The organism is Streptomyces sp. WAC 06738, from assembly GCF_003945505.1.
Taxonomy (GTDB): Bacteria; Actinomycetota; Actinomycetes; order Streptomycetales; family Streptomycetaceae; genus Streptomyces.
In genome coordinates, this window is record NZ_CP029618.1 from 4,355,001 (window position 1) to 4,371,212 (window position 16,212).

Consider the following 16,212-nt stretch of genomic DNA (forward strand, 5'->3'; position numbering starts at 1 on the left):
TGCACGAATGGCGTAACGACTTCTCGACTGTCTCAACCATAGGCCCGGTGAAATTGCATTACGAGTAAAGATGCTCGTTTCGCGCAGCAGGACGGAAAGACCCCGGGACCTTTACTATAGCTTGATATTGGTGTTCGGTTCGGCTTGTGTAGGATAGGTGGGAGACTGTGAAGCGGCCACGCCAGTGGTTGTGGAGTCGTCGTTGAAATACCACTCTGGTCGTGTTGGATGTCTAACCTGGGTCCGTGATCCGGATCGGGGACAGTGTCTGGTGGGTAGTTTAACTGGGGCGGTTGCCTCCTAAAGGGTAACGGAGGCGCCCAAAGGTTCCCTCAGCCTGGTTGGTCATCAGGTGGTGAGTGTAAGTGCACAAGGGAGCTTGACTGCGAGACTGACGGGTCGAGCAGGTGCGAAAGCAGGGACTAGTGATCCGGCGGTGGCTTGTGGGAGCGCCGTCGCTCAACGGATAAAAGGTACCCCGGGGATAACAGGCTGATCTTCCCCAAGAGTCCATATCGACGGGATGGTTTGGCACCTCGATGTCGGCTCGTCGCATCCTGGGGCTGGAGTCGGTCCCAAGGGTTGGGCTGTTCGCCCATTAAAGCGGCACGCGAGCTGGGTTTAGAACGTCGTGAGACAGTTCGGTCCCTATCCGCTGCGCGCGTAGGAGTCTTGAGAAGGGCTGTCCCTAGTACGAGAGGACCGGGACGGACGGACCTCTGGTGTGCCAGTTGTTCTGCCAAGGGCATGGCTGGTTGGCTACGTTCGGGAGGGATAACCGCTGAAAGCATCTAAGCGGGAAGCCTGCTTCGAGATGAGGACTCCCACCCCCATGAGGGGTTAAGGCCCCCTGTAGACGACGGGGTTGATAGGCCGGATCTGGAAGCCCTGTGAGGGGTGGAGGTGACCGGTACTAATAGGCCGAGGGCTTGTCCATAGCTGCTTGCGTCCACTGTGCGGGTTCTGAAACAACAACCCACCCAACACAACCTGTACCGGTCTGGTGCGGGGTGTGGGGGATAGTTTCATAGTGTTTCGGTGGTCATAGCGTTGGGGAAACGCCCGGTCTCATTCCGAACCCGGAAGCTAAGCCCGACCGCGCCGATGGTACTGCATGGGGGACCGTGTGGGAGAGTAGGTCACCGCCGAACAATCTTTAGTACTCAACCCCCGGACACCGTCCGGGGGTTGAGTCATTTCTGCACCCCTCACACCCCCAGCGACAGTCCCGGCCAGCGGCTGCGCGCCTGCTCCGGCGAGCGCATCGTGGCCAGCGTGGGCAGTCCCTCGCGGTCGCCTTCCGTGAGGAGGGCGGGGAGGCCGGCGAGGGGGGCGACTGCGGCTACGTCGTCGAGGACGAGGGTAAGTGGTGGGTCGAGCCGGCCGGTGGATGACCCTGCGGCCATGCGGCGGCCGTGCTCGACCACGTCTGTGGCGAGGGCGGTGAGTAGTGGCATCGCACCCGGGCGGGACCGGGGGCCCTCGATGGCTTCACCCACCAGATAAAGCGTTCCCCCTTCGTCGATGAATGACTCCAATACGAGCGAATCCGCTCGGGTCGGTTTGGAAGCGTTGCGCATGTGGATCGACGACATGCCCTCCAGCGCCGTCGCCACCAGCTCCGCCGCCGCGTCCCGCCGCTCCGGATGCCCTGTCAGCGCCGACTCCAGCTCGCCGGCCGCGCCCGACGCCGCCTCCGGCACCGACCGCAGGATGCCCACCGGTTCGTGGGCGCCTGTGCCCTGGGCCCAGCGGTGGACCTGGGCGAAGGGGCGGTCCCCCACGGCGGCGGCGTGGAGCCAGCACGCCAGCATCGTCTCCGCGGTGTCCGCCACCGTGGTGTCCGTACGGTGCTGGGGGCGTACCGGGCGGAGGAGGGCCGCCGCTCGCTCGGACGCCGTCTCGCGGTCCGCGCAGCCGGCGGCCGGGGACCAGCGGAGGCGGTCCGGGGTGTCGCAGAGCTGGCCCGGGTCGTAGAGGAGGACGGGTCCGAGCTTGCCGCGGGCGTCCTTGGTGTCCGCCCACAGGGTGGCGTCCGAGGTGATGACGAGCGCGGGGCCCTCCGCTCCCAGCAGCGTCTCCCGGGTGACCGCCATCGCCGTCGGGCTGCCCTTGCGGAACACCAGCGGGCCCGCGTGTGCCGGCGGCAGTCCGGCCGAGGGCTGGGCCGGGCGCTGCCGCGGGACGGTGGGGAGGGGCTGCGTGGGCTGCGGGTGCGGGTCGTGCGCGGGCCGTACGGGCGGGCGGCGCCGGGGCATGGGCTGCGCCGCGGACTCGGTGTCCTCGTACCGGTCCTGGTCCTCGTACCGGTGCTCCAGGCCGCCGGCCAGCGCCTCGTCTCCCGCGGCCGCCTTCCGTGCCGCCGCCCGGCGCGCCCGCCAGCTCGCCATCGTCGTCATCCCCGCGAGCGTGAACGTGCCGAGCACCATCAACTGGCTGATGAACACGCCCCAGAACAGTCCCCACCCCGACAGGGACTCGCGCGGCGTGTCCGGCCAGGCGGCCGGCAGGTCGTGCGGCTCGGAGACCAGCTCGCGCATCGCCAGCGGGGTGCGGGTGAAGGTGACGCCGTCCGGCCACGCGCCGTGCGCCAGCAGCCCGGACAGGCCCGTCGCCGTCCACGCCAGGATCGTCAGCCCGAGCAGGAACGCCAGAACGCCGAGGAGCAGGGCGTCGGGGATGCCCCGCTCCGGGCCGCCCTGCTGCCCGCCGCCCCGGTTCCGTCCACCGCGACCCTGCGCCATCTCAGGCCACCGTCGATTCCTTCGCCATCACCACCGGGCCGGTGTCGTCCGCCGCCTCCAGAGCCGGTACCGGGGCGGACTCCGTCATCGCCCGGTCGGTGAAGACCAGCGGCCGTTCGGCCTCGGTCACCAGGTGCTTGACGACCTGCACGTTGCCGTTGACGTCCCAGACGGCGATGCCGGGCGTCAGGGTCGGGATGATCTCGACGGCCCAGCGCGGCAGTCCGAGGACCTTCCCCGTCGCGCGGGCCTCGTCGGCTTTCTGGGCGTAGATCGTCCGTGTCGACGCCATCTTCAGGATCGCCGCCGCCTCCCGCGCCGCGGCTCCGTCCACGACATCGGACAAGTGGTGCACGACCGCGACGAAGGAGAGGCCGAGCCGGCGGCCGAACTTCAGCAGCCGCTGGAAGAGCTGGGCGACGAAAGGGGAGTTGATGATGTGCCACGCCTCTTCGACCAGGAAGATGCGCTTCTTGCGGTCGGGGCGGATCCAGGTGTGCTCCAGCCACACGCCGACGATCGCCATGAGGATCGGCATGGCGATCGAGTTCCGGTCGATGTGGGAGAGGTCGAAGATGATGAGCGGCGAGTCGAGGTCGATGCCGACGGTCGTCGGGCCGTCGAACATGCCGCGCAGGTCGCCGTCGACCAGGCGGTCGAGGACGAGGGCGACGTCGAGGCCCCAGTTGCGGACGTCCTCGACGTCGACGTTCATGGCCTCGGCGGCGGTCGGCGCCGGGTGCCGGAGCTGCTCGACGATGTCGGTGAGCACCGGCTGCCGGTCGGTGACGGTCGCGGTGACGTGACCGTGGGCGACCTTGAGGGCGAAGCCGGAGCGCTCGTCCAGGCCGCTGCCGGTGGCGACTTCGATGATCGTACGGAGCAGGGCGAGCTGGCCCGTGGTGGTGATCGCCGGGTCGAGCGGGTTGAGGCGGATGCCGCTGTCGAGGGCCGCGAGGGGGTCGAGGCGGATCGGGGTGATGCCGAGTTCCTGCGCGATGAGCGCCCATTCGCCGACGCCGTCCTCGCCCTGGGCGTCGAGCACGACGACCTGGCGGTCACGGAAGCGCAGTTGGCGCAGGACGTAGGTCTTCTCCAGCGCGGACTTGCCGTTGCCCGACTCGCCGAGCACCAGCCAGTGCGGCGCGGGGAGCTGCTGGCCGTAGAGCTGGAAGGGGTCGTAGATGTAGCCCTTGCCGCTGTAGACCTCGCGGCCGATGATCACGCCGGAGTCGCCCAGGCCGGGCGCGGCGGTGGGGAGGTAGACGGCCTGCGCCTGCGCGGAGGAGGTGCGCACGGGCAGCCGCTGGGTCTCCGTCTTGCCGAAGACGAAGCCCGCGAAGGCGCGCGTCGCCAGATCGAGAAGGTCGGCCATGGGGGGTCACCTGATCCCGGTCGCGAATGGCAGGGTGTTCACGAAGGCGCGGTGGTGCTCTCTGTCGCACCATTCCAGTTTCAGGTATGACTTCCCCGCCGAGGCGCGGATCGTGCGCTTGTCGCGGGCGAGAGCCTCGGGGGAGCGGGCGGAGACCGTGAGGTAGCCGACGATGTTGACGCCGGCGGCGCCGGAGGCGAGGTCCTCGCCGCGCTGGTCGATGCGCTCGTGGTGGGCGACGTCCCGGGGGTCGACGACGCGGTTCATCTTCGCCTGCCGGGACGCCTCCGCGTCGTCGTTCGTCTTCTCCGTCAGCATCCGCTCGATGGCCACTTCTGTGGGCTCCAGGTCCATGCATACGGCGACCGTGCGGATGACGTCCGGGGTGTGGACGAGGAGCGGGGCGAGGAAGTTGACGCCGACCGGGGTCATCGGCCATTCCTTCACCCACGCCGTGGAGTGGCACCAGGGGTCGCGGGTCGCCGACTCGCGGGTCTTGGCGCGCAGGTACTGCGGGTTGACGGCGTCCAGTTCGGCCGGCCAGGCGTTGCGCTGCGTCATGGCCTGGATGTGGTCGATGGGGTGGTCCGGGTCGTACATGGAGTGCACGAGGGCCGAGAGCCGCGCGATGCCCAGCGGCTGCCGTACCCGGATGTCGGCCTCGGCGAGACGGGCGCAGATGTCGCCCAGCTCGCGGGCCATGATGACGGCGATGCACTCGTCGCGGCTCTGCTTGGTCGCCCGTCCCATGACCGTGGCCTCCTGGCCGAGGTCGCGGGTGTAGGGCATGCAGGCGACGAGGTACGCGCGGTGCTGCTCGGAGGAGGTGGAGACCATGGACTGGAGCTGGTCGTACGAGCCCTTTATCCACTGCGGTGCGCGCGGGTCGCCGCGCAGCGAGACGTCCTTGGCGTGCGCGTCGGGGTCGGCGGGCAGCGTACGGGCGAGCATCTGCAGGCGGCGTACGAAGCCGTCGCCGTTGGCGGCGTGCTTGAGCAGCGTGCCGAAGCGGTCGACGAGGGCTTCCTGGTCCTCGCTGTCGCGCAGGCCGACGCCGGGGCCCTCGATCTCTATCACGGCGGTGACGGTGCGGCGGTCCGCGTGCAGCAGGACGGCGATCTCGTCGGGGCCGAAGGGGGCGACCATCCAGCTGATGCGGCCGATGCCGGGCGGGGTGCCGACGGCGACCTCCTCGCCGTTGAGACGGGTGCCGGCCTCCTGGACGCCGGAACGGTAGACGGCCGCGCCGCTGCGCAGGAGGCGGCGGTGGCTGCGGCTGATCTCGAACCAGCGGTAGAAGGTGCGGCCCCGGTACGGAACGTAGACGGCGGCGAGCGCGAGCAGCGGGAAGCCCATCAGCAGCACGATGCGCAGCGTCAGCACGGGGACGAGGAGGCCGCACATCATGCCGAGGAAGGCGCCGCCGATGATCATGCCGATCTCGCCGGTCTCGCGGTTGCGGCCGACGATGGCGTTCGGGCGGGCCTTGCCGATGAGGTACGTACGACGGGGGGTGATCGGTGGTGTGTCGTGCGTGGTCACCGCAGGTCACCTCCTGTTTCCGGGCTGCTGGGCGGACTGCGGGGGCACGCTGCGGCCGCCCTGCGAGCCGGAACCGGAGCCGCCGGTGCTGTGGTTGGCGGTGCTCGGCTTGGGCGGGGCGGACTGCTGCGGGCGGGTGCTGTGGGCGGAGACGCCGCCGGCGACGGGGTTGGCGGGCTTGGCCGCGGAACGGGACTCGCCGGTGGCGCCGCCGGCGGGTCCCGAGGACGAGGTGCGGGAGCCGTGGGTCTTCATGCCGGCGGTGACGAGGGCGGCGGGGGTGGCCATGACGGCGGAGGCCGGGTTGGCGGAGGTGGCGCGGCGGCCCTGCTTGGCGGTCATGATCTCGTCGCCGAAGCCGGGCACGAAGCGGTAGATCATCGCACTGGCGAAGATGGCGAGCAGGATGATCGCGAGGCCGGAGACGACGGCGGAGAAGGCGTCGGGTCCCTCCTCGGCGGAGAGGGCGCCGGCGAGGCCCAGGACGATGACGATGACCGGCTTGACGAGGATCACGGCGATCATGATCCCGGCCCAGCGGCGGACGTGGTGCCACATGTTCTTGTCGACGAGCCCGGCGTAGACGGCGGTGCCGAGGAGGGCGCCGACGTAGAGGAGGGCGGCGCGGATGACGAGCTCCAGCCAGAGCACGCCTGCGGCGAGCACGGACACGAGGGAGACGACGATGAGCATGATCGGGCCGCCGCCGATGTCCTCGCCCTTCTTGAGGGCCTCTGAGAAGCCGCCGAAGAAGGTGTCTGTGTTGGACGACGTACCGGAAGCGATGGCTTCGGTGACGGAGTCGGTGGCGGTGACGAGGGTGTAGAGGACGAGGGGGGTGAAGGCGGAGGCCAGGACGGTGAGCCAGAGGAAGCCGATGGCCTCGCCGAGGGCTTCGCCGAGGGGGACGCCGCGGATGGCGCGCTTGGCGACGGCGAGGAGCCAGAGGGTGAGCGTGAGGATGGTGGAGGCGGCGAAGACGACGGCGTACTGCCGCAGGAAGGTGGCGTTGGTGAAGTCGACGGTGGTGGTGGAGTTGACGGCGTCGGAGAGCTTGTCGATGGTCCAGGCGGCGGCTTCGGCACACCCCTTCGCCAACGAGGACAGCGGATCGACGGATTCGGTGACGTCACCGGGTGAGTTGGGCGCGGAGCGCCCCCCGTCGTCTTCCTTCTCGCAGTAGTCCCTGGCGGGCCCGATGAGGCTGTCGCAGGCGCCGCCGTCGTCCTGCGCGGGTACGGCGCCGAGGGCGCGGGGGGCGGCGAGCAGGAGCGTGGCCTGCGCGCCGGCGAAGAGGGTCAGGGCTGAGGCGACGCGGCGCCGCGGGCTACCGGGCATAGGTGAAGCCTCCGAACTGCTCGACGGCGTCCTCGATCTGCTCGTCGGTCGCCGCCGGTACGTCACCGGGGACGGGGGCGGGGCCCCGCTTCTGGGAGTCGGCGGCGATCTTCCAGTCGCCGTCCGACCACTGGAGTTCGAAGGTCCAGGTGTGCCAGGTGGTGCGTACGGGCACGTCCGAGTCGGGGCCCGCCAGGCCGATCAGGCCGGTGTACCAGACGGCGATGGTGGCCCTGCCGTCCTCGTACTCCTTGACGGTCGTGCCGATCGGGACCGTCCGGGAGATGAAGGTCATCCCGGAGGGGGGCTCGCCCTCGGCGTCGAGGCCGAGGTTGGCGAGGAAGTCTTCGTCGTACGCGGCGTCCATGCCGGTCTTGGTCTTCTCCGCCAGTTCCGGTGTGTACAGGGCATCGACCAGCTCGTGTCGCCCTTCGGGCGTGAACATCCGGTCGCCGCCGAGCGCGACGGCGAAGTTCGCCGCCGCCGACTGGGCGCCCTCTGCGGAGTGGGGGAAGCCTGTGGGGATGCCGTTGGCGGGGGTGTTGACCGGGGTGTCGCCTGTGGGGGCGGTGGGCTGGGCCTTGGTGTCGGGGTTGGCGGGGGATTCGGGGTCGTCTTCGGTGTTGCCGCCGCGGTTCGCGAAGGCGATCGCGGCGATGAGGAGGACCACGACGCCCACGACCGTGACCATCGCGCGGGACGGCGAGACGCGGCCGCCGCGGCGGGCGTCGTAGCGGCCGTCGTTGTCGCCTTCGGCGAAGCGTGTGCGGGTGCCGGGTTCGGGGGAGGCGTAGTCGACGTAGTCGTCGTCGTGGCTCATGCCGGGTCACCCCCTCCGTGCGCCGGTGCCGCGTTGCACCGGCGTGCCGTAGGCACAAGAAGGTAGCGGTGCGCCGTCTGACGTCCCACGGGGGTCCCCGCGCCGCGCCCGGGGGGTGGTCGCCTCCCGGGCCGCGGGCTCGGGCGACGTCCCGCCGCCGTGTGCCGCACCGCCGTTCGCCGTACGCCTGGCCCTGAAGTCACGGCCCGGCCTACACCGCCATTCCGTACACGATCGTGAACACGGTGCCGAGGGAGCCGATGATGAACACTCCCGTCAGACCCGCCACGATCAGCCCCTTGCCCTGCTCCGCACTGAACGTGTCGCGCAGCGCCGTCGCGCCGATGCGCTGCTTGGCCGCGCCCCAGATCGCGATGCCCAGGCACAGCAGGATCGCGACCGCCATGACCACTTCGATCATCACGCGCGCTTCTTGGCCCAGGCTTCCGAAGGGGCCCCAGTCAGGGGCGATACCGCCGATGATGGTGTTGATGTCGCCCTTGTCGGCTGCCAGGAACATGTCGTAACTCACCGCCCCATGCGCTGTGTTGCCGTCCGGGCTGGACGGCAGGAGTCATTGTCCATCCTCCCTGATGATGCCCTCGTGAGAGTCGATTTGGCGTCAACCGCGGGGATTTCACAAGGGTGTTCGGCGCTCGCCGCCGACTTTCCTGTGTGTATCACGTTAGGTGACTATTGGCAACGCTGCGTGCTCACGGGGTCGGGGAGGCGATCGGCTTGTCCGACCTGTGGCGAATCGGAGTATGTGAAGAGTGGGTGGCGCGGTGACGTCCGCAGGGCGGGCCCCGTCGGTGGATTTGACTCAAACAGACCCTTGGGAAGGCGGCCGGCGGGTCGTATGGGGGCGGCGGGTCCAAGCGCCTTACACGGGCTGGCCGATGGGGCGCATGACGACCGTGTTGACGTCGACGCCCGCCGGCTGGTTCAGCGCCCAGACGATGGACTCGGCGACCTGGTCGGACGTCATCATCTCCATGCCCTCCGGCGCCCCGCCCATGCCGTCCCAGAAGAGCGTGTCGGTGCGGCCCGGGGCGACGAGCGTGACGCCGATGCCGTCGCCGGTCACCATGCGGCGGGTGTTCTCCGCCAGCCCCGTCATCGCCCACTTGGTGATGCCGTAGATGTTGCCCGGGGTGTGGACGAAGCCCGCGACGCTGCCGACGATGACGATCCGCCCGCGGGTCTCGCGCAGCGCCTCCAGCGAGCTGCGGATGAGCAGCGCCGGGCCCAGGACGTTGGTGAGCACCATGTCGCGCCAGCCGGCCGGGTCGCCGGTGGCCAGGTCGTCGTGGCTGGCGAAGCCGGCGTTGGCGACGACGGCGTCGAGCCGGCCGAACGCCGTGAGCGTCGCCTGCACCGCCTCGGCCACCGCCTCGTGGTCGGAGGCGTCGCCCGGCAGGGTCAGCAGCTCCGGCGGGTCGCCGGCGTCCTCGGCGAACCGGCGCAGCCGCTCGGCGCCGCGGCCGGTGACGGCGACGCGGCCGCCGCGGGCGAGGAGTCGGCGGGCGGCGGCGGCGCCGATGCCGCTGCCGCCGCCGGTGACGAGGGTGACGGGCGAGTCGTGGGTCATGGGGTACGGGCCTCCGGTGCCGGTCTTGTCGGACGCGGCGAGTGCACCACTTGGAGTGTTCTCTATGTCAACACCCCTGGTGAGGGCGGGCGGAGGTGGCCGTACGGCGCGGGCGGGGGTGGTGCCGGCACCACCATGGGTCCGGCGGTCGGCACCAGTGATCACAGGGCGTACGGCTACGAGGGTGGAGCCCGCCACACCACGACCCAGGGAGACAGCCGTGAACCGCAACCGCACCCGCACCGCCGCCCGCCGCGCCGGGGCCGCCGCCCTCCTCGCCGCCGTCGTCGCCGGTGCCGCCGCGCCCGTCGCCGCGGCCCACGGCGCCGGGGGCGCCGCCGACCCCGTACAGCGCCGCCTCGACGCCCTCGTCGAGCGCGACGGCGTCCCCGGCGCCCTCGCGTACGACGGCCGCACGACCCGTACCGCGGGCGTCGCCGACACCGCCACCGGCCGGCCCATGGTCGGCGCCGAGGGCCGCTACCGGATGGCCAGCAACACCAAGGCGTTCACCGCCACCGCCGTCATGCGGCTGGTCGCCGCGGGCGAGGTGCCGCTGGACGCACCCGCCGCGCGGTACGTGCCGCAGCTCGCCGGGACCGGCGTCACCGTGCGGCACCTGCTCAAGCAGACCAGCGGGCTGCCGGAGTACCTGCGCTTCGTCGACTGGAGCCGCGCCGCCACCGAGGAGGAGTACCTCGCGCTCGCCCTCGGCCACCCCGCCGACTTCGAACCGGGCGCCCGCTGGGGCTACTCGAACACCAACTACCTCGCGCTCGGCCTGCTCATCAAGCACGTCACCGGCGAGGACTACCGCACGTACATCGAACGCACCCTCATCGAGCCGCTGCACCTGAAGGACACGTACTGGCCCGCGAAGGGCGAGCTGACGCTACGCGGCCCGCACGCCCGCAACTACGGCGTCCATCCGGTCGACCCCGGGGCCGGCGTCACCGACGTGACCGAGCTGCCCGGCTACGAGTTCGGCGCCTCCGGCGGCCTCGTGACCACGCCGAAGGACCAGAACGCCTTCTGGGACGCCCTCTTCGGCGGCAGGCTGCTGCCCGGCTGGGCGCTGCGGGCGATGACCCACGACACCACCGACGTCGGCGGCCAGGACACCTACCCCGAGGGCAGCCGGTACGGCTACGGCGTCGCGTCCTTCCCGCTGAGCTGCGGCGGCGTGTACTGGGGCCACGGCGGCGACCTGCCGGGCGACTCCGTCGCCGGCGGGCGGGCCGGCCGGGGGCGCGGGACGGTCACCGTCTACACGACCACGTGGGCCGCCGAGGGCGACCGGCTGGCGGACCTCCAGGGGGCGGCCGACGCGGCGCTGTGCGCGAAGGACCGTACGGGCAAGGGACGTTGAGCAGGGAACGGGCAGACAGCCGGGGCCCGATGAGGGATGGTTGAGGGGTGCGCAAGCTCTGGCTGATCGTGGCGCTGGGGTCGGGGATGGTCCTGTCGTTCCTGGCCCTGCTCGTCGTCGGCACGTACACCGCCGCGTCCGGTCTCGCCGGCCGCGGCGTCGGCCTGGCGAAGGGCGCCGTGCCCGCCACGTACCAGTCGCTGGTGCAGGAGTGGGGCAACCTCTGCCCGGCCCTCAACCCCGCCCTGCTCGCCGCGCAGTTGTACCAGGAGAGCGGCTGGGACCCCAACGCCGTCAGCCCCGCGGACGCGCGCGGCATCGCGCAGTTCATGCCCGGCACCTGGGCCACCCACGGCATCGACGCCAACGGCGACGGCGAGCGCGACATCAACGACCCCGAGGACGCCATCCCGTCGGCGGCGACGTACGACTGCAAGCTCGCCGGCTACGTCGAGGACGTGCCCGGCGACCCGACCGAGAACATGCTCGCCGCGTACAACGCGGGACCGTACGCCGTCATCAAGTACAACGGCGTGCCCCCGTACCGCGAGACGCAGAACTACGTGCAGATCATCCAGGCCCTGGAGGAGAGCTTCGCCGCCCCCACCTCCCGCCTGTCGCCGTCGAAGCAGGCCGCGGGCGCCATCCACTACGCGCAGGACAAGCTCGGCACGCCCTATCTGTGGGGCGGTGACGGCACGCCGGAGGAGGGCGGCCGGTTCGACTGCTCGGGGCTGACGAAGGCGGCGTACGCCTCCGTGGACATCGAGCTGCCGCGGGTGGCGAACGACCAGTGGAACGCCGGGCCGCACCCGAGCAGGGACGAACTGCTCCCCGGGGACCTGGTGTTCTTCGCGTACGACATGAACGACTCGCGCTCCATCCACCACGTCGGCCTGTATGTAGGGGGCGGCTACATGATCGACGCCCCTTACACCGGCGCCGTGATCCGCTTCGATCCGATCGACTCGCCGGACTACTTCGGCGCGACCCGGGTCACGGAGGCGGGCGCGGAGGCGCTGCCGAAGCGCTGACGTGCGACGGGCCGCCGCGCGCGGGCCTCGTACGGGCAGCACGGACGGTCACTCTTCGATAACCTCCCGGTGATCTTTCGGTCGCAGACGGAACGCCGACCGTCGCGGCGCCGTTGCAAAGGGCGAGCGGCACCGTTGCAATAGGGAAGACGGCAGTCGCCGATCAGCGGGAAACGGGTGGGGAGAGGAGCCGAGTGGACATGCGTTCGCTGCACCTGGCGGGGGCACCCCCGAGCGGGTCGAACGCCGACGTTTCCGTGCTGTTCGACATCAACGGCGTCGCGGACTCCACGCCGCCCTGGTTCGACCGCGGGGCGGCGTTCCTGGGCGAGTACGGGCTGATCGGGATGCTCGGCGTGCTGCTGGTCGTGTGCTGGTGGCGTGCGCGCCGGCGTACGGGCGCGGTGCCGGTCGTGACCGCGCTGCTCTGGGGCCCGCTGGCCGCGGCGCTCGCGCTGCTCGCGAATATGCCGATCCGCGCGATCGTGGAGCGCCCGCGGCCGTTCCGGGAGCACGAGGGCCTGGAGGTCCTGCTGCCCGGCACCACCGGCTATTCGTTCGTCAGCGACCACACGTCGGTCGCCATGGCGCTGGCGGTCGGCATCTTCATGGCGAGCAGGCGGTACGGGCTCGCCGCGCTGGCGCTGGCGCTGCTGGAGGCGCTGAGCCGGGTCTACCTGGGCGTGCACTACCCCTCGGACGTCGTCGGCGGCATCGCGCTCGGCACGTCGGTGGCGCTGCTGCTCGCGCCGGCGGCGACGGCCGGGTTGATGCCGCTGGTGAGACGGGCGCCCGAGTGGCTCGTCGGGGACCCGGAGGCGGCGGACGCCGACCGGGAGCGGGAGCCGGCGACGGGTCCCGGCGCGGTCCCCGCGCCGCGGACGGAGCCGCTGGAGCGCGGCGGAGGCGGCCGGGACGGCGACGAGTTGGCGGCGTAGCGGGTACGGGCGCGGGCTCCCCGGCGGCCGCGGAGGCCGGGGCCCGGGGCGTACGGAAGCAATGCCCGCCGGGTGCGCGCGCCAATGCGCCCCCCGAAGTTTTCCGCGCCCGGACGCTACACCGCGTGACGCCCGTGCCCCCGGGGCGCCCGCGAAGCCCGGCGCCTACACCGCCTGGTCGAAGTCGAACAGCCGCTCCGGGTCGTACCGCTTCTTCACCTTCGCCAGCCGCTCCGCCGCCGGCCCGTAGTACGCGCCGCGCCACTTCCGCAACTCCGGATCCGTGTAGTTCTGGTACGCCGCCCCCGAGGCGTGCTCCCGCATCGCCGCGTGCGTGTCCGCCAGCCACCGCTCGCCCGGACCGCCGTCCTCGCCCTCGTCCCACGACGAGATGTACTGCGCCAGCACCCGCGACCCGCGGTGCACGAACGCCGTGTCCGCCACCGGCACCCGGTTCACCGCCCCGCCCAGCGCGGTGAGGATGAACAGCGCGTCCGCCGACCGCGACGCCTTCTCCGCCCGGTCCAGCAGCGTGCCGATGCCCCCGGCGCCCAGCGGCTCGTCGTAGAAGTCGGAGCGCGCCGCGAACGTGTCGCGCTGCAGGATGCCGCGCGCGTTGCGGCCCGGGACGCTGCCCTGGAGCCGGCACTGCTCGCGGTCGGCCTGGGCGCAGCCCGCGTACGTTCGCATGGCGTGGATGTACGACTGCGGGCCGATGGAGACGTCCTCGGCGGGACCGGGGCCGCCGGCCTGGTCGGCGAGGAAGTCGACGGCGGTGTGCATGTCGTCCTCGGTGCCCAGCGACATCGCGGCCACGGAGATCGTCGGCTCGCCGCCGCGGGTGTTGCCGAAGTGGACGGCGGACCACAGTTCGTCGGGCTGGTCCGGGCCCCACCCCTGCCAGGTGGTGAGCAGCGCCTCGGCCTTCGACCAGGGCCACACCATGTTCGCGGCGACGACGTCCGAGGCTTCGCGGGTGTCATAGCGCAGCTCGGTGACGATCCCGAAGTTGCCGCCGCCGGCGCCGCGCAGCGCCCAGAACAGGTCCTCGTTCTCCTCCGCCGAGCACTCGACGGTCTTGCCGTCGGCGGTGACGACGGTCGCGCCGCGGAGGTGGTCGCAGGTGAGCCCGTACGCGCGCGAGACGACGCCGTGGCCGCCGCCGAGGGTGAGTCCCGCCATGCCGACCGTCGCGCAGGAGCCGGCGGGTATGGTCCGGCCGCGGACGGCGAGCGCCTCGTAGACGTCGATGGTGCGCGCACCGGCGCCGACGGTGGCGGTGTCGGAGTCGGCGTCGATGCCGGAGAGGGCGGAGACGTCGACGACGAGGCGGCCGTTGCCGCTGGAGAAGCCGGCGTAGGAGTGGCCGCCGCTGCGTACGGCGACGGGGACGCCGGCGGCGCGGGCGAAGCGCAGGCACTCGGCGGCGTCGTCGGCGTGGTCGACGTACGCGACGGCGGCGGGGCGCAGGTCGTCGAAGCGGGTGTTGTACTGCTGGGCGGCGACGCGGTAGTCGTCGTGCCCGGGGAGGACGAGGCGGCCGGCGAGGGACTGACCGAGCGCGGGCCAGTCCGGCGGTCCCGTGGCCGGGCCGCTGCCGGAACCGGAGCGGGAGCCGCCGGGCTTGGGGTCGGGCTTGCCGCCGTCGTCGTCGCCCGAGCAGCCGGCGACGCCGGCGGCACCCACGCCCGCGGCGGTCGCGAGGGCGGTACGGAGCACTGTGCGCCTGTCCATCGGGACAGCACAGCGCATCGTGTCCCCCCTTCGCTACCCCCAAGTAGCAAAGCCTGGCGCCCGGGACGCTCAGCCGGGGGCGTCCGGGAGGTGGTCCGCGGCGTCCGTACGGGCCCGGGAGCGGGCCCGGCGGGCAGGGCCCGTCCAGCCGCAGGTGCAGCGGGCGAAGGCGAACGCGCCCCGCTCGGCGGTCGACGTGCGGTGCGCGCCGCCGCCGTACGGGCCGTCGGAACCCGCGCCGCCCTGGGGGTCACCCGGCCCGTCGCCGGGTCCGTCGCTGAGCACGCGGTCACGGTACCGCGGTGGGAAAGACCGTGACGGCGCCCCCTCCACCTCGTTAAGCGAACCGGAGAAAACACCGGCCGGGGGTAGCGAGAGATGGCGGCGGAGCAGCGGCGGACCGTAGGTACCGGCACCACGCCCGCGCGCCCCGGCGCCGCGGCCGCGGCCCGGCCCACGGCCGTGCTCGCGCTCCTCGGCGCCCTCGCCGCCGCGGCCCTGTCCGCCACCGCCGGCTGCTCCGAGCGCGGCGCCGCGGCCGACGAGCACCCGGGCGGCGACCCGCTGACCGCCGTGCAGCGCGCCGCCGACGCGCTGGCCGGCGCGGGCAGTTCCCGGGCGCGCACCGCGATGGAGATGATCAGCGGCGGTACCCGTGTCACCGTCAGCGGCGACGGCGCCTTCGACTACGCGGGCCGCCGCGGCCTGCTGCGCGTGGTGATGCCGCAGGGCGAGGAGGAGCCGATCACGGAGCTTTACGCGGTCGGTGAGCTGTACATGAAGAACCGCGGCGCCGGCGTCCCCGACGACAAGTGGCTCCGGCTCGACACGACCCGGCTCTCCGACGGCAACCTCGTCACCAACGGCGCCACCGACCCGCTCACCGCCGCGGAACTGCTGCGCGGCGCCAGCGAGGTGCGGTACGTGGGCGAGGAGCGCGTCGGCGACAGCGTCGTGCGGCACTACGAGGGCACGGCCGACCTCGGCCGCGCCGCCCGCGCGGCGTCCCCGTACGCGCGCGGGGCGCTGGCGGCCGCGGCCGAGGGCTTCGTCCAGGACGCGGTGGCCTTCGACGCGTATCTGGACGAGGACGGCCGGCCGCGCCGGGTGCGGCACGAGTTCGCGCTCTCCGGCGACTCACCGGTGCGGGTGGCGTCGACCGTCGAAACCTACGACTTCGGCGCCCCGGCCGAGGTGGCGTTGCCCGCGGATCGCGACATCTATGCCGGAACGGTTCGCCAGGGTGGCCAACAGCCCGCGTCCTAGCGGGAGTTGATTCCGGTCGTTTGCGCGGGGGCGTCGGGATTCGCCCGGGAAAGGCGGGGCCGTAAATGGTCCAGACGTGTCATGCGCGGACTGTGCCGCCCTACCTACTCTGAGCGGTGAGCCCGGCTGCCGGCGGGTGTGCATGGGGAAGTGGGGTGATTGCACGTGGGTCGGGGGTCGGCTGTCCAGGACCATGTGGCTCTCGCCGAAATCGAGTTGTGCGGTGAATTGATCATCGCGGCGACGAGCGCACCGGAAGAGCGGCTGAGCGACGACCGCATCGACGAAGTGCTGAGGGTGGAAGCCGAGCGGCGCGGCTCCGAGCTGGAGCGCAGGCGCGGCCGGCAGGAGATCACGCCGTAGCGACGGGGCACGCGGCGCAGAGGGTACACAGCGCGGCGGGACGGCGTCCGGGACACGGAGCGCAGGGCACGGAGCGCAGGCGTGTGCCGCGGAGCCCG

At 71.9% G+C, this 16,212-nt stretch carries 14 protein-coding genes and 2 rRNA genes (1 of these 16 cut by a window edge); 7 read left to right on the plus strand and 9 right to left on the minus strand.

Annotated features, from left to right (window positions below; all coding sequences use genetic code 11):
• Positions 1 to 937 (plus strand): 23S ribosomal RNA (locus tag DMB38_RS18895); it begins 2,194 nt to the left of the window's first position.
• Positions 938 to 1,034: 97 nt separating this feature from the next.
• Positions 1,035 to 1,151 (plus strand): 5S ribosomal RNA (gene rrf / locus DMB38_RS18900).
• Between the two features lie 57 nt (positions 1,152 to 1,208).
• Here rrf and DMB38_RS18905 read toward each other — a convergent pair.
• The 7 genes from DMB38_RS18905 to DMB38_RS18935 form a co-directional block, all read right to left on the minus strand.
• Positions 1,209 to 2,744: a type VI secretion protein gene (locus DMB38_RS18905; RefSeq protein ID WP_125936181.1), complete on the minus strand. Its 1,536-nt coding sequence runs from the start codon at positions 2,742 to 2,744 to the stop codon at positions 1,209 to 1,211.
• Between the two features lies 1 nt (position 2,745).
• Positions 2,746 to 4,119, minus strand: coding sequence for an ATP-binding protein (locus tag DMB38_RS18910; protein ID WP_047017082.1), 1,374 nt, complete (start codon positions 4,117 to 4,119; stop codon positions 2,746 to 2,748).
• 6 nt (positions 4,120 to 4,125) lie between these two features.
• A complete protein-coding gene (locus DMB38_RS18915; protein WP_125936182.1) occupies positions 4,126 to 5,661 on the minus strand; it encodes an SCO6880 family protein in 1,536 nt (511 codons plus the stop codon).
• A gap of 6 nt (positions 5,662 to 5,667) precedes the next feature.
• A complete protein-coding gene (locus tag DMB38_RS18920; protein WP_125936183.1) occupies positions 5,668 to 6,999 on the minus strand; it encodes a hypothetical protein in 1,332 nt (443 codons plus the stop codon).
• Complete coding sequence (locus DMB38_RS18925) at positions 6,989 to 7,819, minus strand: hypothetical protein (protein WP_125936184.1); 831 nt, start codon at positions 7,817 to 7,819, stop codon at positions 6,989 to 6,991. Before DMB38_RS18925 ends, DMB38_RS18920 begins: the two co-directional genes overlap by 11 nt.
• A 211-nt stretch (positions 7,820 to 8,030) precedes the next feature.
• Positions 8,031 to 8,339: a hypothetical protein gene (locus tag DMB38_RS18930; RefSeq protein ID WP_018840935.1), complete on the minus strand. Its 309-nt coding sequence runs from the start codon at positions 8,337 to 8,339 to the stop codon at positions 8,031 to 8,033.
• Between the two features lie 363 nt (positions 8,340 to 8,702).
• Entirely contained in the window at positions 8,703 to 9,410 is a 708-nt protein-coding gene (locus DMB38_RS18935) for an SDR family NAD(P)-dependent oxidoreductase (protein WP_125936185.1), read from the minus strand.
• 220 nt (positions 9,411 to 9,630) lie between these two features.
• On the opposite strand from DMB38_RS18935, the gene DMB38_RS18940 reads away from it, so the two are divergent.
• The 3 genes from DMB38_RS18940 to DMB38_RS18950 all read left to right on the plus strand — a co-directional run bounded on the left by DMB38_RS18940 (position 9,631) and on the right by DMB38_RS18950 (position 12,751).
• A complete protein-coding gene (locus tag DMB38_RS18940) occupies positions 9,631 to 10,779 on the plus strand; it encodes a serine hydrolase domain-containing protein (protein ID WP_125936186.1) in 1,149 nt (382 codons plus the stop codon).
• A 47-nt stretch (positions 10,780 to 10,826) separates the two neighbouring features.
• Entirely contained in the window at positions 10,827 to 11,813 is a 987-nt protein-coding gene (locus DMB38_RS18945; RefSeq protein WP_125936187.1) for a bifunctional lytic transglycosylase/C40 family peptidase, read from the plus strand.
• Between the two features lie 194 nt (positions 11,814 to 12,007).
• Positions 12,008 to 12,751 (plus strand): phosphatase PAP2 family protein, encoded by a 744-nt coding sequence (locus DMB38_RS18950; protein WP_125936188.1) that lies wholly within the window; start codon positions 12,008 to 12,010, stop codon positions 12,749 to 12,751.
• Between the two features lie 165 nt (positions 12,752 to 12,916).
• On the opposite strand, the gene DMB38_RS18955 is transcribed toward DMB38_RS18950, so the two are convergent.
• Entirely contained in the window at positions 12,917 to 14,485 is a 1,569-nt protein-coding gene (locus DMB38_RS18955) for an FAD-binding oxidoreductase (protein ID WP_240662365.1), read from the minus strand.
• Between the two features lie 69 nt (positions 14,486 to 14,554).
• On the minus strand, positions 14,555 to 14,770 hold the full coding sequence (locus tag DMB38_RS18960; protein ID WP_125936189.1) for a hypothetical protein: 216 nt from the start codon (positions 14,768 to 14,770) through the stop codon (positions 14,555 to 14,557).
• A 93-nt stretch (positions 14,771 to 14,863) separates the two neighbouring features.
• Between DMB38_RS18960 and DMB38_RS18965 the strand changes: the two genes are divergently transcribed.
• Positions 14,864 to 15,751 carry a hypothetical protein gene (locus tag DMB38_RS18965; RefSeq protein ID WP_125936190.1) on the plus strand — a complete coding sequence of 296 codons (888 nt, stop codon included), beginning with the start codon at positions 14,864 to 14,866 and terminating at the stop codon, positions 15,749 to 15,751.
• Between the two features lie 165 nt (positions 15,752 to 15,916).
• Complete coding sequence (locus tag DMB38_RS18970; RefSeq protein ID WP_101426403.1) at positions 15,917 to 16,114, plus strand: hypothetical protein; 198 nt, start codon at positions 15,917 to 15,919, stop codon at positions 16,112 to 16,114.
• Positions 16,115 to 16,212 lie beyond the last annotated feature (98 nt).